We start from the raw sequence: 21,568 nt of genomic DNA, 5'->3' as shown, positions 1-21,568 counted from the left end.
TCAGACAATCAACATCCTAAATACTCATCGTTATGTTCGACATCCATTTTTAATTAAAATTTGCTATATTTGCATTGTCATGTTTCAATTCATAGGTCAATGAAAAAAGTTGTTTTCCTGTTGATGATGTTGTTCTGTTTCACATCCATGATGCAGGCAAAAGAGCACCCCCGCAAGAAAGTGGCAGTGGTGCTCAGTGGAGGATCAGCCAAAGGATTTGTACATGTGGGGGTCCTCAAGGTGCTGGAACGTGCCGGCATCCCAATCGACTACATTGCAGGTACCAGCATGGGAGCTGTTGTGGGCGGTATCTATGCCGTGGGTTATGATGCAGAGATGATTGACTCGCTCATACAACTGCAAGAGTGGAACTACCTGATGAGCGACAACATCAACCGGGAGAACCTCCTGGCAACGCAGAGAGACAGACGGAACGAATTCATTGTCTCCCTCCCATACAGCTTGAACATCAGGGAAAGAAGCGGTAATGTAAGCCTGCCGCGTGGCGTCTTCTCGGGACAAAATCTATACAGTCTTTTTCTGAACCTCACCATCGGTTTTCAACACGAGATGGATTTCGATGATCTCCCCACCCCCTTCGGATGTGTGGCTGCCGATGCACGCACCGGCAAGGAGGTTGTCTTCCGGAAGGGAATCTTACCTGAAGCCATCAGAGCCAGCATGGCCATACCGGGAGTTTTCACACCGGTAGAGAAAGACAGCATGCTGTTGATTGACGGGGGACTGATCAACAACTATCCGGTTGATCTGGCCAGGCGCATGGGGGCGGACATTGTGATAGGAGTAATTATTCCCCCTGATGAAAAAGAAAAAGAGCAGAACCGGGGCAACATCACAGAGATTGCAGAGCAGCTCACCAACTTTGTGGGAAAAGAAAAAAAGTTGCAGAATATCGATGATACCGATATCCTGATCACGCCCGATGTGCATCCTTACGGATTAATGGATTTTCAGAAGCCGGCAATCGACTCATTGATCGCACGTGGTGAGCAGGCTGCCATGGAACAATGGGAAGCCCTCATGACACTGAAAGCATCGCTGGGGATTACCGGAGATGATTCCACGGTAAGAAAACGACAAAATCCTTACATCAATCTTGACACCCTGCTGGTCGATCAAGTTAGCGTTGAAGGTGTCTCTGCTCGAGATGAGAAGCGGATATTGCAGCTTTTGCCTGAACAGATTGAAAAGGTCACCCGTAAAGAACTGGATGCAATGACAGCCCGCATTTTCGGTGCCGGCCTCTTTTCCCGTGTAACCTATCGTCTCGATGGTAATCCACCCTTTAATTTGGTCTTTCTGGTGGAGCCGAAAGAATATAACACCCTTAACCTGGGGATTCACTTCGACACCAGTGATATGGCAGCTATCCTGGCAAACACAACCGTCAGGCTGAGTGAATCTTATAATTCAATGATCGACATCACCACGCGACTCAGTCGCAATCCCTACCTGCAAATCAACTACACCGTCAACAACAATCTTTTCTACAGAGGTGGCATCAGTTACCGAATCAGCAACAACAACCTCAGCATCTACAACCGGGGCCGTCTCTCCCACCAGTTTGAGATTATGCGCAATGCCCTGGATCTCAACTTCTCGGAGTTCTATTTTGGCAACGTTCAGTTACACCTGGGTGCCGGATTTGAATATTTCGATTTTTCCAACCTCCTGGAACGAAATGAGATTCCAAATTCGCAGGGTATTGAAGACCACCTCTACATCAATTACATGATCAATGGGATATATGACAACCTGAACAGCATCTATTTCCCCTCATCGGGACAATACTTCTCCTTTCGCTATTCACTTCACACCGATAACTTTGTGCAAATGAAGGAGAATCTGCCACTCAGCGTGCTCAACATGAATTTCGCTAAGCCATTGCCACTGAGTGAAAAGACATTTCTCACACCTCGCATCTCCGCGCGGTATGTGATGAACGACAGTGTTCCGTTTATCTACCGCAATTTCGTGGGGGGAAGAAGAGACGGGCACTACCTGCCCCAGCAAATAGCACTTCAGGGTTCTGCAGGAATGGAGTTACTGGAAAACATGGTGGTTACAGCCGATGCGATGATATACCACCAATTCAGGCAAAACAATTACCTCTACGCCAACCTCAATTACACCCTACACAACAATCATCTCTACAATCTATACAAGGGAGATGATTACTGGGGATTCAATGCGGGTTACTCATTTCTCTCCATTGCCGGACCGTTAAGGTTGGAACTGGGTTACTCCGGTCTCTCACGAAAATTCCACCCCTATGTAAGCTTCGGATATCATTTCTGATGAGACCCTAAACTGCATCCAGTCCTCAATTGCATAATTAAAATCTATGAATGATAGTGCGCCTCATATTTTGAACCTATGTAAATAATCGTTATATTTGTATCAGAAAAATCAATCAGAACAATCACAAAAAAAGAATTAAATTATGAAAACATTGGATTATTTAGGTTTAGACCCCAAGAATGTAAAAAAGACAGTTGACGGACTTCAGGAGCTGCTGGCCAGCTTCCAGGTCTACTACACCAACCTGCGCGGTTTTCACTGGAACGTGAAAGGTGTAATGTTCTTTGGAGCACATGCCCGTTTTGAAGAATACTACGATGACGCAGCTGAGAAGGTAGATGAAATAGCTGAACGGATCCTGATGCTGGGTGGTGTCCCTGCACACAATTTCAGCGACTACCTGAAAGCATCTGCCATCAAGGAAACAGAGGTGGTAAGCGACCACAAGGAGATCCTCAAGCTGATTCTCGACAACCTGAAGGTGTTGATCTCACTGGAGCGCAAGGTGCTTGAGACCGCTTCTGAAGGTGACGATGAGGGCACGGTAGCCCTGATGGGTGATTTCATCTCCGCTCAGGAAAAAACGGTCTGGATGCTTACTGCTACTCTTTCATAAAAGAGCATCCCTGCTAAAGATACTGAAAGCCGTTCCGCCACTATGGCAGGAACGGCTTTCTCATTGTTAGGACACGCCTGGAATATCTTTACTCATTCAGGATGCAACTCACCTGTTTCCGATCATCAAGTTAAACTGTCGGCGGTAGGTCTCCCCTATCGGGATCTGTTTTTTACCGATGATGATCCTGTTCTTGTTGATGCTGCTGATCTTGTTCGTGTGGATAATGTAGGAACGATGCACCCGCATGAAACGATCGACAGGCAGCTCCTCTTCGAGCGACTTGAGGCTCATGAGCGAGAGGATCGGTTTGGGATCCTGCTCGGTATAGATCTTCACATAATCTTTCAACCCTTCAATATAGAGTAGGTCATCATATAAGAGGTGAATCAGCTTGTACTCCGATTTCACGAAGAGACCTACTTTCTCCTGCCGATACTCCGCAGCAGGCTTCTGCTCAGTCATCTCAAACCAGTTGAGTGCCTTCTTGGCGGCGGCGTGGAATTCGGTGAAGGAGAATGGTTTCAGCAGATAGTCGATGGCACTCACCTTATACCCCTCAAGGGCATATTCACTAAAAGCGGTGGTGAAGATGATCCGGGTGTGGCTGCCAATGATGCGGGCAAACTCCATCCCGTTCACCTCCGGCATCTGAATATCAAGGAAAAGAAGATCCACCTTCTCACCCTCAATACGCTTCATAGCCGTGAGGGCGTTACTGTATTTCCCGGTGAGACGCAGAAAGGTAGTCCTTTCCACGTATGATTCGAGGAGGGACAACGCCAGTGGTTCATCATCAACGATCCAGCAGTTCAGTATCATCCTTTCGTTTTTTTGTGTCGATCACCAGCACGGTTGAATAGACATCATCCTCCACGGTGGTATGCCACAGATAGCTATCGGGATAGAGCAGTTCCAGTTTTCGTTTCACCAGATCCAGACCGATGCCGCTGCCGCTCTTGTCAGAACCACTTTTTGGGAAGTAGCTGTTACGGGTCACAAACTCCACCTTCCCGTCGGGATGCTCCTTTAACGAGATCTCGATGAAGGAGTCATGCTCACCGCTTATGCCGTGCTTGAACGCATTCTCCATCAAAGATATAAAAATTAGCGGAGAAATAAGGGTGTTGCTGCTGTCAGAATAATCAAAGCGGGTGGTCAACTTCACATGATCGGCCAGGCGGATGCGCATCAGTTCGATGTAGTTGCGCATGAAATCAGCCTCCTGTTTCAATGGAACAAAAGCCTGGTTGTTGTCATAGAGCAAGTGCCGCAGCAGTTTGCTCAGGTCCATCACCGCCTGCTGAGCCTTGGGTGGGTTAAACTCTATCAGTGCGTAGATGTTGTTTAGTGTGTTGAGCAGGAAGTGGGGATTGATCTGATTCTTCAGGTTCTGCAACTCCGCCTCCGACTTGGCCTTCGCCAACTCCTTGCGTTCGTTCTCCACCTGGAGCCATCGTACCGTCATCTTCAGAGCCACACTCAACCCCATCATCATGAAGAGCGAGGTGGAGTTGCGCAGTAAAAACAACAGCGGGAAAAAATTGTTCCCATTGGGTCGACCGCGCCAGCGGGGTCGCAGGTAAGGCCACAGGAACTCCATCAGTTCGCGTGTATAGTGCATGATGAATGAGACGGCAATGATCAGTACGATGTTCCACAGTATGAACGCCTTGTTCCTGCCTTTAAAGAGCAACTTCTCTATCAGGAGAAAGAAGTTTATGTAAAAAACCATCAGAAAACCAACCATCTCAGGTATGGAACGCAGGAACGGACGCCAGGTGAAGATGCGTTCCGAATCAATAAAAAAGTATGGGAGGATGAAAATCACCCCCCATAGCAACAGGTGCACAAACAGGTTGTTCCAACTGCCCCTTGTTTTTTGTTTCAAATCCTGTCCCATTTCATTTTTTTACTCAAATTGAATAACCTTGTTACATTCTGCCACGACCACCACCGTAACCTCTACCTCTCTGCGGCATCATATCCTGTGCGGTGGCACCCCCCTTGAAGATGTTGAACCGATAGACGAAGTGCACCATGAAGTAACTGGTCAGCGTGTTGGTCGTGGTGTCACGGATATAGTTAGAGGTCACACTACGGCTGATGTTGGTGCGTTGTTGCAAGATGTCGTAAATTTTAAAACGTATGGTGCCGTTCTTTTGTTTGAAGACTGTTTTCTGCAGTGAGGCATTCCAGAGCCACTCGTTCTGTTCGAAGCCATCGGTATAACCCGAGTTGGTGGAGTAGTTGATATCGCTCTCCAGGCTTATATCCCATGGCAGGTAAATGGTGGTTGAGGCATTCCCCCCGTAGTTGAGATAGTTCTGGTTCTGCTGACCCTCCAGACTGTTGGTCACGTTGTTGTAGTTCACATTCCCCCGCACGGCAAAATCAAACTGATCGGAACGATAGTTGAGTCCCAGCATCTCCATCAGCGACATCCGCTTGTTGGTGTTCTTCTCGTTGTTGCTAAATCCGTTTGTGTTGCTATAGCTGGCGAACGACATGGAGAAAATTGAAAACTTTATGTTCTTCAGCGGCACGTTGAACATCATACGCCCGTTCACGTTCCAGTTGCCCTCCACATTGCGGTAGGTGGTCTCCCGGCGACCGGTGGAGATATCGGTGAAGGAAGAGGTGACGATGTCGTTTGTCATATAACCACCATTGACGAAGGTGTTAAACGAGCTGGCCTTCTCCGGGTTGGACCACTGATAACGGATGTTGAGGCGATGCTCAAAGGATGGTTTCAGGTCCGGATTACCGTAACTGATGTTGAGCGGATTGCTCACATCCACCACGGGTGAGAGTTGTGCGATTGAGGGCTGATCAGTATCACCAAAATAACGCAGCCGCAGGTTTTTGGTACGGCTCCAGCGATAGTTGAGCTGTGCCATGGGTGAGTAGTTGACCACCTTCTGCTCACCTTCGTAGATCATGTTACTACCCACGAATGTTTTGCTGCGTGAGGAGGAGGGTTGTATGGAGAAACCGAACATGTAGTCATATTTCTCTCTCACCCCCTTGAAGTTGGCTTCGATCTCCTGACTCACAAAGTTGTTCTCCAATCGCTTGCTGTAGACTGTGTCGAGCACGGTGTAGTTACCGGCGTCATCCTTGGTACGGGTGTCCCTGTCTGAATCGGAGTTGTTTGTACGATACTGATAGGCTAGTTGAAGATAATGACTCTCGCCCAACGGTTCCACATAGGAGAGATACCCCCTCAATGAACGGTTCTCACTGATGTTGGTGAAACGTTGGTCAATCAGGTCGTCGGGACGTGTGCCGTTGTAAAAGGTCCCCGAGAGACTTGTTCCGTCGTTCTCAGAGTCACCGCCCTGTGCTCTCACTTGCACACTCAGGATCCTCCCTTCCTTTCCCAGCTCACGGCTGGCATCGAGGTTGAATGAATAGTTCTTGCCGGTTCCCTCTGAAAAGTAGTCGGAGTCACCATAGTTGATGGTATCTCCCGATAATTCGTTCTCGGTATAAAATTCACCCATCTCGTTGCGTTCATTGGTATAATAGGAGAAAGCAGGACGGAAGATGATACGTGTAGCCGAGTCGGGCTCCCACTCCAGGCGGAGGTCAGCCCCGAAGTTCTGGCTGATGCTGTTTGAACGGTTGCGTTCATCCTCCAGGGTATTGCCTGCACTGAGGATGTGTTGGGTGAAGACATCCGAGTTGACGTTGGTATCAGTGAATCCGTAGCGGACGTTGCCACCCAGCTTCAGCTCGGGTGTGAACTGCTTGCTGAAGTTGCCGCCGGTGTTCCCGGAGGTGGAGATACCGCTGCTGCCTCCAAAACCGCCTCTACGGCCACCGCCACCCATGCTGCCGAACATGGCGCTGGAGAGATCTGAGAAACCGGCGTTGTTGGTGTTGTTGATGCCACCCAAAAAGGTATACTGATCTTTGTCCTTCATGTAGTTGACCATGGCGTTGCCCTCGTAGCGCTCCTGGCTGCCATAGCCGGCGAAAGCGTTGCCGAAGAGTCCCTCTTTCATGCCGGGACGCACGGTGAGGTTGATGACATTCTCCTCTTCACCATCGTCGAAACCGGTCATTTGTGCCTGCTCCGTTCTACGCTCGAGCACCTGCAGCTTGTCGACCATCCTTGCCGGCAGGTTCTTCGACGCCACCTTCGGGTCATCACTGAAGAACTCCTCTCCATCTACCAGGATCTTGGTAATTTCCTTACCGTTGACGGTGATTTTACCCTCTGCATCGATCTCCACGCCGGGCATCTTCTTGAGCAGATCCTCCACAACCGCACTCTCGGTCACCTTGTAGGAGTCGGCATTGTATTCCAGGGTATCACCCCTCACGGCAATCTCTGCCGCCTTGGCAGTCACCACTGTCTCGGAGAGCAGGATGTTGTCGCTGCCTAATAGGATGTCTCCCAGCCTCACATTGGGTTGTTGCGCATTCACCTCAACATTTCGGAATTGTTCGAGATAACCAATGTATGAAACCTGTACAATATAACTTCCCCGGCTCACGGGAATCGAGAAACGACCATTTTCGTCGGTTGCCTTGCCGGTGACAAAAGTGCTGTCGGCTTGTTTCAGAATGCGCACGTTGGCGAGCGATACCGGTTCTTCGGTATCCCTGTCGATAAGTCTTCCGGAGATATTGTTGGTTGTTGCAGTCTGAGCATTTAATGTAAGCAATGTACCAACGATGGCAATCAGTAAGAGCGATATTTTTTTCATTTTGTCTTTAACAGATTGTTTGATTCGTAATTGAAATAAATTTAGAAACACTCCACAAAAATAGTTCCTGCAAGGGTCAACGGCAAATGAAATAGATGAACAACGCGGTTTTATCGACAAAACACTCTCTTTTGAGGAGCAATGACAAAGAAGAGGGGAATCGAAAAGAACATTTATCTCTATTTCATAATTTTTTTTTACTTTTGTCAATCATTCAAAAGATCATGTAAGAAATTCGTTACCCGCCTCGGGTAAGTAAACCGACCTTTTATGTTGAAATCATTAAAAAATGAAGATTGGGTAGCCACCATCATCGGTGGAGTGATACTGTTATTTGTGATTCTTATCCCATCGGTGATGCAGCACTATGCTGCCGTATCGGTTATAGTTGCATTGCTGGCCTGGCTGGGGTACCGTTTCATGGGCAACCGCGACAGGGGACAGTTCCTGCTCTCTTTCGGTGTCATCTTTCTATTGGCATGGCTTTCACGAAGCCTTACCGGCATCCCCTTCATCAAGAGCACCGGCTTTGAATCGGTCTTCTTTGCCGTAATCATCGGACTGCTGATCCGCAACACCATCGGCTTGCCCAAATGGCTGGCACCGGCGGCCCGCAGTGAATACTACATCAAAGCGGGACTGGTGATCCTGGGTAGTTCCATCTTCTTTCAACAAATCATGGTGGCCGGATCTCTTGGCATGGTGCAGGCGGTGATCGTGGTGCTCTCAGTCTGGTACTTCAGCTTCTGGATTGCAACCCGCCTCTTTCGCATCGACAAGGAGATGTCGATTCTACTCTCAAGCGCGGTCTCCATCTGTGGTGTCTCGGCGGCAGTGGCCACCAGCGGTGCTATGAAGGGAGATCCCAAGAAGCTCTCGTTCGTCATCTCACTGGTACTGATCATCGCCATCCCGATGATGTATCTACTCCCCTGGCTGGCTCAAATAATTGGTCTGAGTCAGGAGGTGGCGGGTGCATGGCTGGGTGGCACCATCGACACCACCGCAGCGGTAGTAGCCTCCGGTAAGTTCATTGGTGAAACTGCTGAGAAATACAGTGTGATCATCAAGTCGGCACAGAACGTGCTGCTGGGAGTGGCTGCCTTTGCCATCTCCATCTACTGGTCCTACAAGGGAACCAACAGTGACATCCGCCCTTCGGGGAGTGTTCTCTGGGAGCGTTTCCCAAAGTTCGTGCTCGGTTTCATGGCAGCATCATTGGTGTTCAGTTTTGCTTTCGATCTGGAAACAGGTAAGGCTTTGTCGAAAGTGGCCAATAAGGGAGCACGGGAACTTCTCTTCTCGCTGGCTTTCGTCAGCATCGGCCTGGAGACCGATTTCCGTTATATCTTCAAGAAAGAGAATACCAAATACATCTGGTCGTTCCTGACAGCACAAACCTTTAACATACTGCTCACTCTGCTGATCACATGGCTGTTGTTCAGCTCCTTATAAGCAACTCTCCCGGCAGCAGTAAGTTTAAAGTTCGCGCGCCAGCTTGATCCAACGGAAATTGGCTTTTTCCGGTGTGATCTCCACCCACGCATCGAGTTGAAACTCGAAGCAGACGGCAGAAGCGGTGGGGAGGTTGTCGAGGCGTACCCCCAGATCGTTGATCAGCTCGGTCACACCTGGATTGTGACCCACGTAGAGACAGCTCTCCACGCTGTCGGGCAACTTGGAGAGGTTGTTGAGGATCCAGGCGGCAGGTGCAAAATAGAGGTTCTGATCGGTTTGAATCATCTCTTCGGAATATGTAAGGCCTTGTGCTGCCTGGATGGCTGTTTCGTGAGCTCTTCTGGCTGATGAGGCGAGAATGAGGTCGGGTTTACCAAAACGGTTTGCGATATAGTCACCCATATCCCGGGCATTCTTTCGCCCCCGTTCTGTGAGTATCCTGTCGTAATCATCCTTGGCCATTGTATCTTGTTCGGCTTTGCCGTGTCGCAGTATAATAAGTGTCTTCATCTCGTTGGTGACGTTTTAAGTGCACAAAATTACAGATAATATTTCAGATACCCTGTAGACTCATTCATGCATGAACAGAAAATATGAGTAAAAAACAAACCTTTCCTCCTCTTTTTGCGTTTTATAACAAACCACTGCCCTATGACCAAAAAAATCGCTAAGACAGCAGTCATTATTATCGCTGCATTGCTACTGCTGTTGATTGCGGCTTACCTTTACCGATCCTTTACACCGACCAGTCGTACGGCAGCTCCGAACGTGACCGGCCTATTGGTCACAGGCCTCCTGGCGGGCGGAATTATCACCTACTTGTGGGTACAGTTGCGAAATGCAAGAAGAGCATCCTCGGGCGTGCGCAGCGAGTCACACACGGTGGTGGAGGGTGTGAAGCGTGTCTTCAAGATCGTGCTGGCGGAAGGTCAGCTCAACGAAATCTACAACTACGAGAATACCAAGAAACTGCTAAAATTCATTCCCTCCACCAAAAAGGCACTGGTAATTGTACGTGCACGGGTGCTGATCGGCTACGACGTGAAGAAGTGCCGCTGGGAAATTGATGAAGAGCAGAAGCGGGTGCGTTTGCTGGAGTTCCCGAAGCCAGAGATCTTCTCAGTGGAGACCGATTTCAACTACTACTACTTTGAAGATGATCTTTTCAACTTCATCGGTCGAAGCGACCTGCAGAAGATACAGGAATTGGCCAAGGAGCAGGTGAAAAAGGCTGCCCTCAAAAGCGGTTTGATGAAGATCGCCGCCGACCAGATGAAGCTGCTGCTCGGTGAAGTGGTCAGTGCCAACCATTGGCAGCTGGAAAACATGTCGTTAATCGATGAGTATGCTTACCCCGAGCCGCTGGAACCGAAAGCCGAAGAGGAGGTTGCACTGCTCCCACAGCAAGAGGGTAGCACACCCATGCAGAAAATAAACCATCTGATCGACAAGGCAAGCGATCTGTTAAAGTATTGATTAATTACTCCCAGCTGAGCAGCACCTTGCCACATTGACCGCTCTCCATCACATCAAACCCTTTCTGGAACTCCTCAACATGGAAACGATGGGTGATGATGGGGGTGAGGTCGATACCGGAAACGATCATCTGTTCCATCTGGTACCATGTCTCCCACATCTCCCGTCCGTAAATGCCTTTCAGGGTGAGCGCCTTGAAGATGATCTCGTTCCAGTCAACTTGTGTGTTGTTGGGAAGGATACCCAGCAGTGAGATTTTGGATCCGTTGTACATGTTGTCAATCATCTCGCGGAAGCCGGCAGGTGACCCCGACATCTCCAGCCCCACGTCGAAACCACGCATGCCCAGTTGCGTCACTGCCTGTGCAATGGTCTCTCCCTTTGAGGGATTCACCGTGAGGGTGGCTCCCATCTTGCGGGCGATTTCTAGGCGGTAATCACTCAGGTCGCTCACCACAATGTAGCGTGCCCCTGCGAAACGGCAGATGGCAGTGGCCATGCTGCCGATCAGTCCCGCGCCGGTGATCAGTACATCTTCGGCGATCAGCGGAAAGGAGAGCGCCGTATGGGTGGCATTGCCAAAGGGATCCATGATGGAAGCAATCTCATCGGGGATGCGCGGGTCGAGCTTCACCACGTTGGCAGCCGGCAAGGAGAGATACTCCGCGAAGGCACCGTCACGATTTACCCCCACACCGATGGTGTTCTCGCAGACGTGCAGCTTGCCGCGACGGCAGTTGCGACAGTGACCGCAGGCGATGTGACCCTCGCCCGTCACGCGGTCTCCCACCTTAAGGTTCGTAACACCGCTACCCATGTCCACTATCTCGCCCACATACTCGTGGCCAATCGTCATGGGTGTCTTGATGGTTTTCTGCGACCAATCGTCCCATTTGTATATGTGCAGATCGGTACCACAGATTGATGTCTTTTTAATCTTGATCAGTACATCATTCACCCCTATTGAGGGAACGGGAACTTCTTCCATCCAGATGCCCTTCTCGGGACGCAATTTAACGAGTGCTTTCATATTGTCAGTTGTCAGTTGTAAGGGGTTGTTATATGATTCCTAAATTCTTTCCTACCTTGGTGAAGGCGGCGATGGCTCTGTCGAGGTGTTCACGTTTATGGCCGGCGGAGAGTTGCACACGAATGCGTGCCTGCTCTTTCGGTACCACGGGGTAATAGAAGCCGGTGACGTAGATTCCCTCCTCCAGCAGGTCGGCAGCGAACTGCTGCGACAACTTAGCATCGTAGAGCATCACGGCACAAATGGCAGATTGTGTTGGCTTGATGTCGAAGCCTGCCTCTTTCATGCGACTGACGAAATAGTCCACGTTCTCATGCAGCTTGTCCTGCAGCTCATTCGACTCCTGTAGCAAGCGGAATGCCTCGGTGCCGGCCGCTGCCACCAGGGGGGGGATGGAATTGGAAAAGAGGTAGGGACGTGACCGCTGCCGCAGCATGTCGATGATCTCCTGCCGTCCGGTGGTGAATCCACCGATGGCGCCACCAAAAGCCTTACCCAGCGTACCGGTGATGATGTCCACCTCACCCTGCAGGTTGTAAAGTTCCGTCACCCCTTTGCCGGTCCTGCCTACCACGCCGGCTGAGTGGCTTTCATCCACCATCACCAGCGCATCATATTGTACGGCCAGCTCCATGATCCGGTCGAGCGGCGCCACGTTGCCATCCATGGAGAAGACACCGTCGGTGACGATGATGCGGAAACGCTGTGCCTGTGACTCCTGTAGTTTTGCCTCCAGATCTTCCATATCTGCATTGGCGTAGCGGTAGCGCTTCGCTTTGCAGAGGCGTACGCCGTCGATGATGGAGGCGTGGTTGAGGGCATCCGATATGATAGCATCCTCATCGGTGAAAAGCGGCTCAAAGAGGCCTCCGTTGGCGTCGAAACAAGCGGCGTAGAGGATGGTATCGTCGGTGCCGAAGAAGCGGCTGATGGTCTCTTCCAGTTGCTTGTGATAATCCTGTGTACCGCAAATGAAGCGTACCGACGACATGCCATAGCCGCGTTCTTCCAGTGCTTTTGTCGCTGCATTGATGAGTCGTGGGTGGTCGGAAAGACCCAGATAGTTGTTGGCGCAGAAGTTAAGGACCTCCTGTCCCGACTGTACCCTAATCTCCGCCCGCTGTGGGGTGACTATGATCCGCTCCCTTTTGTAGAGTCCTGCCTCCTCGATGGCCTTCAATTCAGCCTGGAGGTGTTGTTGCATTTTTCCGTACATGGTTTTTTAATTTTTAGCATACAGCTGTCAGCATGCAGCATTCAGCTGTTGGTTTTATTCATTTAAACATCCTCAGCCTCATCTGTGAGGGATGAAGGAAGTGATTTTTTTGTCTTGACACCCAGTTCACGCAGCTTCTCCGCCTGACCTATCAGGTTTCCCCTACCCGACGTGAGCTGACCATAGGCGTTGTCGTAGCTTCGTCGTGCCCGCTCGAGATGTGTATCTATCTCGGTGAGGGAGCCGACAAAGTTTACGAATTTATCATAGAGGGCGGCACCCCGCTCGGCAATCTCGATGGCATTGCGGTTCTGATACTCCCTTTTCCAGAGATCAGCGATCAGCTTGAGGGCGGCGATCAGGTTGGTGGGACTGATCAGCAGGATCTTCCTTTCGTAGGCGTACTGCCACAGCGACTCCTCATGTTGCAGTGCCAGCAGGTATGCCGGCTCGTTGGGGATGAACATCATCACGAAGTCGAGCGATACGGCGTACTCCTGGTAGCTCTTGCGACTCAGCTCCTCTATGTGGCGCCGCACGGAGCGCAGGTGATCGCCAATCAGTCGCTTCTGCTCCGAAGGGTCGTCGCTCCCCACGTAGTTGGCATAGGCGGTAAGCGACATCTTGGCATCGATGATCACCCGCCGTTCGTCGGGGTAGACGATGATCACATCCGGCTGCATTCGGTTCCCTTGCTCATTGGTAAGTGTGTTGCCATCTGCATCGCGCAAATACTCCTGTACGAAGTACTCACGCCCTTTCACCAGGCCGGAGCGCTCCAAGATGTTCTCCAGAATCATCTGTCCCCAGTCTCCCTGCGTCTTGCTGTTCCCCTTGAGAGCGTTTGTCAGGTTTACAGCTTCGGTGCTGAGCCGGTCGTTCAGCTCCCGCAGCTTTTTCACCTCCTCGCCCAGCGAGAAACGCTCCTTGGACTCGGTGATATAGACCTCCTCCACCTTTTTGCGGAAGCGGTCAATATTCTCCTCCAATGGCTTTAGGATGATGTTGATGCTCTCTCTGTTATGACGGGTGAATCGTTCGCTCTTCTCCTCCAGGATCCTGTTAGCGATCTGTTCAAACTCCAGGTTAAACTGCTTGTGGAGGGCTTCGATCTCACTCTTCTGTCCATCCATCTTTTCCATCATAGCCCTGTTTTCGGCAGTGACAGTTGCCAGTGAGCGGTGCAGCGACTGGTTTTTCTCCTCCAGTGCCGCATGATCGCCCTTCGGGATCATCTTCGTCCGCATGAAGAGGGTTCCCATGATCCAAGCGATCAGGCCTCCCACCACGAAACCAATCAGCAGATAAAGAAGTTCCATAGACAGTTTTCGACCTTTGTTTTCATTTCACTGCAACACAACGAGCTGTTACAGATGCTACTTAAAGCTTTTGAGCTGGTGACCCATCCGCTTTTTCTTGGTCTCCATGTAAAAGTGGTTGTAAGCATTTGGCTCGATCTCCAGTGGCACGTTCTCCACCACCTCAAGGCCATAGGCTTCCAGGCCAATACGCTTGGTGGGGTTGTTGCTCATCAGTCGCATCTTGGATACCCCCAGGCTCCGCAGGATCTGAGCACCCACACCATAGTCCCGTTCGTCGGCCTGATAACCGAGGTGCAGGTTGGCATCAACGGTGTCGAGGCCTTCCTCCTGCAGTTTGTACGCCGCCGCCTTGGCCATGAGACCAATGCCGCGGCCCTCCTGGTTGAGGTAGACCAGTACACCCTTACCCTCTTTCTCTATCAATTGCAATGCCTTGTGAAGTTGCTCGCCACACTCACAGCGCATTGAGCCGAAGATGTCACCTGTCATGCAGGATGAGTGTACCCGCACTAACAGGGGTTCATCGTCACCCCACTCACCCTTGATAAGTGCCACATGCTCCTGACCGGTCGAGATCTGCTGGAAGGCAATCATCCGGAAGTCACCATAGGCAGTGGGCAGATGTACCGATTCCCCCCGTTCGATAAGCGACTCGCTCTTCAGGCGGTACTTGATGAGGTCGGCCACTGAGACAATTTTCAGATTGAACTTGCGTGCCATCTCCATCAGTTCAGGCAGCCGTGCCATAGAGCCGTCCTCCCTCTTTATTTCGGCGAGTGCTCCCGCAGGATAGAGGCCTGCCAGGCGAGCAAAGTCGATTGTAGCCTCGGTATGACCAGACCTGCGCAGCACACCTTTTGTCTGAGCACGCAGGGGGAAGATGTGACCGGGACGACCGAAGTCCTCGGGGGCTGTTTCCTGGCGTGTCAACGCCAGAATGGTCTGTGCCCTGTCGTAAGCCGAAATACCTGTTGTACATCCGTGCGTGAGCAAGTCGATGGATATGGTGAAGGGGGTTGAGTGCACAGATGTGTTATGCGACACCATCATGGGCAGATCGAGCTCCTCAGCACGTTCGCGGGTGATAGGTGCGCATATCAGACCACGCGCATGGGTCTCCATGAAGTTAATCTTTTCGGGAGTGATGCACTCGGCAGCGATCACCAGGTCCCCCTCGTTCTCCCTGTCCTCGTCATCCACCACAATGATGAAGTTGCCCTTGCGGATCTCCTCAATGGCTTCTTCAATGGTGTTCAGAATAATTTTTTGTTCCATTTATATGAATTGGTTTTGAGCGGTTTTTTCGTATACCAGGGGATAATCCTTGCGAATGATCCCTGCCAGCTCTTCGCTGCGCTGGGCTATGCTTCTCAGGTCTTTCCTGATGCGCACTTCAAAGGGATAGGAGAGTAGCCTCAGGAGGATACCCAACGGGAAGAAATACATCGCAATGCGAGACGGCAACGAACCGGGACGAAAGATCCTTAAATTGCTGATCAGCACGGGAAACTCTTCTGCTTTCGCCAGGATGTCGAGGTCGTGCGCATTGGATACCTGGTTGAGGGTGATCTCCATCTTGCTTTTAAGGGTACGCAATTCCTGCTCATAGCCCTCATTGCTCCAATAATCCCTGTATGAGAAGCCGTTGTATTTCTCCAGGATGTGATTTGTGTCACGGGAAATCTCTTCCATCATCGCTGTGATGGCCGGGAAATTAGGTTTGTCTATCACCACGCTCTTCACCGGATAGGATCGTTTCTCGCGTATAAAGAAGAGTCTCTTGAAGAACTGGGTATAGGTGTCGGCATTCATGATTACCGAGTCGTTCATTGCCTTGTAGGTAAGGAAGACCCCGATGGGCAGCAAGGTGAGTGCACTGAACCACATACCGAACCAATGCACCCAGACACCGTCGCGGGTCATTTTGTATCCGACGTTGTCGACGATGTAGTAGATGATGAAGAGGATCACTGAAATGACAATGGGTGTACCCAGTCCCCCTTTGCGGACGATAGATCCCAGCGGAGCCCCGATGAAGAAGAAGAGGAGGCAGGTAAAGGGGATGGTGAACTTGCGGTGCCACTCTACCCAGTGACGGTTGATGGTTTTACGGGTAGTAGTCTTATTTAGTGAGCGGAAGAGGAACTCGTTGCTGTTGTTTTCCGCTTTGTGAAAGGCGGATTGCAATACGGAAGATTGTTTGTTCAACGTCATCGACTGGAGCAGGGTATCGGGTCGCGGCACCTCTGTCTCCACTGTTGAAGAGCGTGCTGCCAAAATCAACGAATCTTTCTGATTGGCGGGATAGCTGTTCCTGAAAGAGAGATGGGAGTAGTTCTTCATCAGGTTCCGATCCATCAGGTTCACACTGTCGAGAATCACCGTCATCGAGTCGATCGAGACACTCAACTCAGAAAGGTTCTTCGATACATAGTTGCTTGTAGAGCTGCCTTCGATTACATCCTCCCCCATCCGGTTGAAGTTGGCATCGTATGAGATCATCATGGTCTTGGTGTCAAAATTCTCCCGTGCATAGGGCACAAAATCGGCACGATAACGTGATGAAGAGCCCTCAGTGAAGTTCTGGAACTGCTGTCCGCTGTACATGGTGAAAATGAGCATGGTCTTGTCCTCGGTCATGCTCATCCGTGCCGAGTCACAAACAATCACCGCCATGTTGTTGAAACCGCTGGCCACGTCATAGATCAGCACATCATGAAGCATGCCTGTCTCGCGATCTTTCTTTCCCACGTATAGGTTGTATCCGTCAATCTCCTTGTAAAAGACCCCTTCGGGCACATCCAGTTCGGGAGAAGCTTGTCGGATCGATATCAGCAGTGAGTAAAACTTGGTCTGTATCCTGGGGAGTGCATTGTTCTGGAAGAAGAAAGCACCCAGGCTGATGAAAGCGATGAGGATGATGAGCGGCTTCATGGTCTTGAGCAGGGGGATGCCGGCCGATTTGATGGCGAGCAGCTCCAGGTTCTCCCCCAGGTTCCCGAAAACCATGAGCGATGCCAGCAGGATAGCCAGTGGGAGTGCCAATGGAATCAGGTTGAGGGCAGCATAAAAAAACATCTCCCCAATGACATTCAGCTCCAGTCCCTTGCCCACCATGTCCTCCACATACTTCCACAGGAACTGCATCAGCACCAGGAAGAGGCAGATGACGAAGGTCATCAGGAAAAGCGGGATGAAAGTGGTCAGGATATACCTGTACAATCGTTTTATGTGGGCAAATCTATTCATCCGTTTCGCACAAAAAGAGATCAGTCAGTTTTGATCACAAAGATAGTAAAATCAAACGGAGAATTGTGGTTTCAAAAATGTAAAGATGATTAAAGCAACTCGTTTGGTATGACGAGTCACATCAAACGCCAAGGCGCCTTTTGAGCAGCTCTACCTGTGATTCCCAGAGTGTGATGGCATCTCCCTTTTCATTCGGTTCGGTGAAATCGGTGATCTCGAGTGTCATCTCGCCGGATAGATCAAGCTTACGCAGGATAAATTCGAAATAGATGTTTTCATCCTCTTCGTCTAACCAGTGATATCTGATGAGTGACTGGGGTTTGCTGTATACGATCTGTGCGTCGTTCGACGATTTACCCCACAGGAAAGTATAGCGTGTCTCCGTTTCATCCATCAGCACTTCATCGGCAAACCACTCCGAGAGACCATCTATCTGGCTTATCATGCGCCATAAACTATTCAGGGTAGCGTTTCCCATCAGGAACTCGATATGAAACTTCTCTTTCGCCATTAGTCTTGTTAAAATATGGGCCACAATATACAACATTTTTCCGGATCACCATAGAAACGCATGTATAAAAAAGGCAATGGCGGGGAGTAGCCTCACACTCCGGGAGGTAAGGAACGTTCACCGGTACATCACACCGGGAGATACTCCACAAAAGCCTCAATGGCTTCGTAAGAAGCCAATCCTAGCTTCCAGTAGGTATCGGCCGTGGTGCGGTTGCGTTCTTCAGAGCGTTGCCAGAAGAGCCGTTCATCATCGCCCAGGAAGGGTGCACTCTCCATCTGCGACTGGTGACGGAGGATGGCGTTGCGTTTCTGGCGTAACTCCTCGGGTGAAAGGGGCACCGCCATCTCAATATGGTCTATCTCCCACTCCATCCATGCACCACGGTACATCCATACGCGGCAATCCTTGAACCACTCCTCCTCCTTGATCATGTCTACGGACGCAAGGATGGCGTCGAGACAAACCTTATGAGTGCCGTGCGGATCGGCCAAATCACCCGCCACATAGATCTGATGAGGCTTAATGGTCTCGATGAAATCCTTCACAATCATCACATCCTTCTCGCTGATGGGGTTCTTCTTCACCTTGCCGGTCTCGTAAAAGGGAAGGTCCAGGAAATGAACATTCTCTTCAGGAAGGCCCACGTAACGATCGGCTGAACGGGCCTCCTCACGACGGATCCGTCCCTTGATGAAGAGGACGTCGGGGGTATCAAAATCTTCGTTGGTCTTCTCATACAAGAGATAGTTGCGGATGCTTTCATACTTCTCCAACAGATCCCTGTTCTCGGGTGTGAACTTCTTGCGCAGGCTGTTGAGTACGGAGATGTAACGAATCACCTCTTCATCACCCACGGCGATGTTGCCGGATGTCTGGTAGGCCACGTGAACCTCATGTCCCTGGCTCACAAGTCGCTGGAAGGTACCACCCATTGAGATCACATCGTCATCGGGATGGGGACTGAAAATGATCACCCGCTTGGGATAGGGCTTGGCCCGTTCGGGGCGGTAGGTGTCGTCGGCATCGGGCTTACCCCCCGGCCAGCCGGTGATGGTATGCTGCAGGTCGTTGAATATCTTAATGTTGACATTGTATGCCGAGCCGTAGAGGGTAATCAGCTCACTCAAGCCGTTGTCATTGTAGTCCTTGTTGGTGAGTTTCAGGATTGGTTTGTCCACCACCTCACAGAGCCAAACAATGGCGCGGCGGATCAGCTTACTGGTCCACTCGCAGTTGGTCACCAGCCAGGGACGGCTGATGCGTGTCAGCGCTGAAGCCGCTGCCAGGTCCACATAAACCTTAGTCTCAGGGTGTGTCTGCAATATGGACCCCGGCACCATGTCGCTCACGGGTCCCTCCACAATGTGGCTTATGCTCTCTGCCTTCTGTTCGTTCCAGGCAATCAGTGCAATCTTGCGGGCGTTCATCATATCAGAGAGTCCCATGGTGATGGCGCTCACCGGAACCTTGTCGAGCGAACCGAAGTTGCGAGCGATGTCCTTACGGGAGTCACCATCAAGCATCACCAAGCGTGTCTGCGAGTGGAGGCTGCTGCCGGGCATATTAAAGCCTACATTTCCCTTGCTGCCAAGTCCCAGCAACAGGTAATCGAGCCCTCCCTTTTGCCGGAGTCTCTCCTCATACTCCTCACACTTTTCACCGATCAAATCCTTCTCGGCGGTGGCATCGGGAGAGAAGATATTGGCAGGTTCCATGTCGATGTGATCAAGAAACACCTCTTTCAACATCTGCAGGTTGCTAAAAGCGAAATCGAGCACCGGGTAAAACTCGTAAGAGTTGAACACCACCAGGTTGCGGAAGCTTACTCCCTTTTCCTTGTGATGTCTCACCAGTTCTTCGTAGACTGGTATCGGCGATGCCCCACCGCTGATGCCCAGCACAAATGGCTTCCCTTCCTGCTGTTTTTGCAACATCTCACGGACGATCTCCTCGGCAACATTCATGGCAGCCCACTGCGGCTCCTCATAAATTTCAATGGCCAGTTTTTCATACCGTGAGAGGTTATACTCCTCAAAATCGTTCTCAGGCTTGTAATATTTTTTTGGAACGCGATCAAGCGTAATATGCGAACTTAAATCCAGTCTCATGATTTTTAATTTTTATAATGATTGATTCTACTGTTTCATTAACACCCTGCAGGGAGAGTTGTTTCCCTACAGGAATCCTTTTTATCTAAAATATTGATCAGGCTGCTGCCTCCTTTTTCCGGTCCATGTTCCTGGTGATGCGGGCATAGAAGAAGAGGGCGATAGCCGAAATGGCCCCGATCCCCACGAAGACGTACCAAATGTAATGGGCGTGTTCTGTAGCAGCGGCATAAGCAACGCTGTCCACGACACCCGCCTCATTCATGAAAAGCCTTGGATCAGGGCAGTACCTGTCGAGCAGAAAGCCGGAGAGTCCGAAGGCGAAGAGGAAGGAGAAAAAGGAGTGAAGATGGCTGAAGCCCAGGTAGAGTCCCTCTTCTCCGGTAGGAGCCTGCAAGGAGAAATACTCCAGGTAGCGGGGTGAGATGAAGCACTCCGCCAGTGCCTGAAAGGCGATGCCAACGATCATCATAAAGGCCACGGGATGCAACCCCAGGATGTATGCCTCACCCACCTGTGATCCGAGCGACATCAACAGTGCCGAAAAGGGGATGATAATCATGCCAATCATCATGGAGGTGATGGCGCTCCGTTTCTTCATCAGCGAAGTGACAAAGTTGACCGTCAGGAAGACCACCAGAGGATTCACGTTGGCGTACCATCCGGGGGAGGCGCTCTCGCCGATCATGCGGATCACATACTTGGGCATGGTAGCGTACATCTGACTCTGTATCATCCAGAAGCCGCTCACGATGATAATCAGCAGCATCAGTCGCCCGTTGAGCAACACTTTGCCCATGGAGCGGCCTATCTCCAGGAAGCTCTTGCCCTTGCCTTCTGTTTTAGTGGACTTGTAAAAAAGGTAAACGGCGATCAGCGCCAGGAGGGTCATCGCTGCAGAAAAATAATTGAGGTAAACCAGTCCCTGGTCGCCCATGCTTCTTCTGAGTGGGTCCACCACCGTCTTACCGGTGAAGGCGCCGATGTTCACCATCATGTAAAAGAGGGAGTAACCACGTGCTCTGTTCTCGGGAGTGGTTTCGCGTGCTACCGTGCCGGAGATGACCGACTTGATGAAAGCCCCGCCAATCACCACCAATACCAGGGGTGCGATGATCGACCAGCGGAGATAACTCTCCTGCAGCCCCGTGTAGGTGGTGGTCATCTCATAATTCACCAGCCCTGCGCTTTCCAGCATGGTGGGCAGGATGCCCAGTCCGGCGTAGCCCACGGTGAGCAGTGCGAATGCTAAAATGATGGCAGAGCGAAAGCCAATCTTATCGGCATAGGCACCGGCAAAGAGAGGCAACAGGTAAAGCATGGCCGAGAAGATACCGGCGATGACTCCTGCTTCGATATCGGAGAAACCCCACACGTTGGAGAGGTAGAGGGTGATGACGATGAATACGGCATAATAGGCCAGTCGTTCGAGCAGCTCCACGAAGTTGGCTACCCAGAAAGGTTTTGTAAATTTAACCATCGGCGGGGATATTATTAGTTAGGTGTCCATGATTTTAAAATAAGTGGCAAATATAAAAA

General features: G+C 50.7%; 16 protein-coding genes. 4 read left to right on the top strand and 12 right to left on the bottom strand.

Going from position 1 to position 21,568, the window contains the following annotated elements; genetic code table 11:
* The first annotated feature begins 99 nt into the window (after positions 1–99).
* Positions 100–2,319 (top strand): patatin-like phospholipase family protein, encoded by a 2,220-nt coding sequence (locus tag JS578_00360; protein QRX63756.1) that lies wholly within the window; start codon positions 100–102, stop codon positions 2,317–2,319.
* A gap of 145 nt (positions 2,320–2,464) precedes the next feature.
* Positions 2,465–2,938, top strand: a complete 474-nt coding sequence (locus JS578_00355) for a DNA starvation/stationary phase protection protein (protein QRX63755.1) — start codon at positions 2,465–2,467, stop codon at positions 2,936–2,938.
* Between the two features lie 108 nt (positions 2,939–3,046).
* Here the strand turns inward: JS578_00355 and JS578_00350 are convergent, their stop codons facing one another.
* The 3 genes from JS578_00350 to JS578_00340 are packed head-to-tail and all read right to left on the bottom strand — an operon-like array spanning position 3,047 to position 7,656.
* Positions 3,047–3,760, bottom strand: coding sequence for a response regulator transcription factor (locus JS578_00350; GenBank protein QRX63754.1), 714 nt, complete (start codon positions 3,758–3,760; stop codon positions 3,047–3,049).
* Positions 3,735–4,841, bottom strand: coding sequence for a histidine kinase (locus tag JS578_00345; GenBank protein ID QRX63753.1), 1,107 nt, complete (start codon positions 4,839–4,841; stop codon positions 3,735–3,737). Before JS578_00345 ends, JS578_00350 begins: the two co-directional genes overlap by 26 nt.
* Positions 4,842–4,872: 31 nt before the next feature.
* The gene (locus tag JS578_00340) at positions 4,873–7,656 is read right to left on the bottom strand and encodes a TonB-dependent receptor (protein ID QRX63752.1); all 2,784 of its coding nucleotides are present in this window, start codon (positions 7,654–7,656) and stop codon (positions 4,873–4,875) included.
* Between the two features lie 270 nt (positions 7,657–7,926).
* Here JS578_00340 and JS578_00335 point away from each other — a divergent pair, with 270 nt between their 5' ends.
* Positions 7,927–9,111: a putative sulfate exporter family transporter gene (locus JS578_00335; GenBank protein QRX63751.1), complete on the top strand. Its 1,185-nt coding sequence runs from the start codon at positions 7,927–7,929 to the stop codon at positions 9,109–9,111.
* A 24-nt stretch (positions 9,112–9,135) separates the two neighbouring features.
* Here JS578_00335 and JS578_00330 read toward each other — a convergent pair whose 3' ends face one another.
* Positions 9,136–9,624, bottom strand: coding sequence for a histidine phosphatase family protein (locus JS578_00330; GenBank protein QRX63750.1), 489 nt, complete (start codon positions 9,622–9,624; stop codon positions 9,136–9,138).
* A 141-nt stretch (positions 9,625–9,765) separates the two neighbouring features.
* Here JS578_00330 and JS578_00325 point away from each other — a divergent pair, with 141 nt between their 5' ends.
* On the top strand, positions 9,766–10,590 hold the full coding sequence (locus tag JS578_00325; GenBank protein QRX63749.1) for a DUF4230 domain-containing protein: 825 nt from the start codon (positions 9,766–9,768) through the stop codon (positions 10,588–10,590).
* A gap of 4 nt (positions 10,591–10,594) precedes the next feature.
* On the opposite strand, the gene tdh is transcribed toward JS578_00325, so the two are convergent.
* From tdh to JS578_00285, 8 genes are all read right to left on the bottom strand, one after another.
* Positions 10,595–11,620: an L-threonine 3-dehydrogenase gene (gene tdh, locus JS578_00320; GenBank protein QRX63748.1), complete on the bottom strand. Its 1,026-nt coding sequence runs from the start codon at positions 11,618–11,620 to the stop codon at positions 10,595–10,597.
* Positions 11,621–11,648: 28 nt separating this feature from the next.
* Positions 11,649–12,836 (bottom strand): glycine C-acetyltransferase, encoded by a 1,188-nt coding sequence (kbl, locus tag JS578_00315; protein ID QRX63747.1) that lies wholly within the window; start codon positions 12,834–12,836, stop codon positions 11,649–11,651.
* Positions 12,837–12,898: 62 nt separating this feature from the next.
* Entirely contained in the window at positions 12,899–14,155 is a 1,257-nt protein-coding gene (gene rmuC / locus JS578_00310) for a DNA recombination protein RmuC (GenBank protein ID QRX63746.1), read from the bottom strand.
* Positions 14,156–14,212: 57 nt separating this feature from the next.
* The gene (locus JS578_00305) at positions 14,213–15,433 is read right to left on the bottom strand and encodes a bifunctional 3,4-dihydroxy-2-butanone-4-phosphate synthase/GTP cyclohydrolase II (protein ID QRX63745.1); all 1,221 of its coding nucleotides are present in this window, start codon (positions 15,431–15,433) and stop codon (positions 14,213–14,215) included.
* On the bottom strand, positions 15,434–17,407 hold the full coding sequence (locus tag JS578_00300) for an LptF/LptG family permease (protein ID QRX63744.1): 1,974 nt from the start codon (positions 17,405–17,407) through the stop codon (positions 15,434–15,436). It abuts the gene before it with no gap.
* A 121-nt stretch (positions 17,408–17,528) separates the two neighbouring features.
* A complete protein-coding gene (locus JS578_00295; GenBank protein ID QRX63743.1) occupies positions 17,529–17,918 on the bottom strand; it encodes a hypothetical protein in 390 nt (129 codons plus the stop codon).
* A gap of 128 nt (positions 17,919–18,046) precedes the next feature.
* Positions 18,047–20,029: a glucosamine-6-phosphate deaminase gene (locus JS578_00290; protein QRX63742.1), complete on the bottom strand. Its 1,983-nt coding sequence runs from the start codon at positions 20,027–20,029 to the stop codon at positions 18,047–18,049.
* Between the two features lie 97 nt (positions 20,030–20,126).
* On the bottom strand, positions 20,127–21,509 hold the full coding sequence (locus JS578_00285) for an MFS transporter (protein ID QRX63741.1): 1,383 nt from the start codon (positions 21,507–21,509) through the stop codon (positions 20,127–20,129).
* Positions 21,510–21,568 lie beyond the last annotated feature (59 nt).

It is taken from the genome of Dysgonomonadaceae bacterium zrk40 (assembly GCA_016916535.1).
Taxonomy (GTDB): Bacteria; Bacteroidota; Bacteroidia; order Bacteroidales; family Dysgonomonadaceae; genus Proteiniphilum.
Note: the sequence above shows the minus strand (reverse complement) of the source record. Positions and strands in the feature narration are given on the sequence as shown.

Bases quoted from the DNA above. Each gene is read 5' to 3' on its own strand.
- JS578_00360 (QRX63756.1), top strand. From the start codon at position 100: ATGAAAAAAGTTGTTTTCCTGTTGATGATGTTGTTCTGTTTCACATCC.
- JS578_00355 (QRX63755.1), top strand. From the start codon at position 2,465: ATGAAAACATTGGATTATTTAGGTTTAGACCCCAAGAATGTAAAAAAG.
- JS578_00350 (QRX63754.1), bottom strand. From the start codon at position 3,760: ATGATACTGAACTGCTGGATCGTTGATGATGAACCACTGGCGTTGTCC.
- JS578_00345 (QRX63753.1), bottom strand. From the start codon at position 4,841: ATGGGACAGGATTTGAAACAAAAAACAAGGGGCAGTTGGAACAACCTG.
- JS578_00340 (QRX63752.1), bottom strand. From the start codon at position 7,656: ATGAAAAAAATATCGCTCTTACTGATTGCCATCGTTGGTACATTGCTT.
- JS578_00335 (QRX63751.1), top strand. From the start codon at position 7,927: ATGTTGAAATCATTAAAAAATGAAGATTGGGTAGCCACCATCATCGGT.
- JS578_00330 (QRX63750.1), bottom strand. From the start codon at position 9,624: ATGAAGACACTTATTATACTGCGACACGGCAAAGCCGAACAAGATACA.
- JS578_00325 (QRX63749.1), top strand. From the start codon at position 9,766: ATGACCAAAAAAATCGCTAAGACAGCAGTCATTATTATCGCTGCATTG.
- tdh (QRX63748.1), bottom strand. From the start codon at position 11,620: ATGAAAGCACTCGTTAAATTGCGTCCCGAGAAGGGCATCTGGATGGAA.
- kbl (QRX63747.1), bottom strand. From the start codon at position 12,836: ATGTACGGAAAAATGCAACAACACCTCCAGGCTGAATTGAAGGCCATC.
- rmuC (QRX63746.1), bottom strand. From the start codon at position 14,155: ATGGAACTTCTTTATCTGCTGATTGGTTTCGTGGTGGGAGGCCTGATC.
- JS578_00305 (QRX63745.1), bottom strand. From the start codon at position 15,433: ATGGAACAAAAAATTATTCTGAACACCATTGAAGAAGCCATTGAGGAG.
- JS578_00300 (QRX63744.1), bottom strand. From the start codon at position 17,407: ATGAATAGATTTGCCCACATAAAACGATTGTACAGGTATATCCTGACC.
- JS578_00295 (QRX63743.1), bottom strand. From the start codon at position 17,918: ATGGCGAAAGAGAAGTTTCATATCGAGTTCCTGATGGGAAACGCTACC.
- JS578_00290 (QRX63742.1), bottom strand. From the start codon at position 20,029: ATGAGACTGGATTTAAGTTCGCATATTACGCTTGATCGCGTTCCAAAA.
- JS578_00285 (QRX63741.1), bottom strand. From the start codon at position 21,509: ATGGTTAAATTTACAAAACCTTTCTGGGTAGCCAACTTCGTGGAGCTG.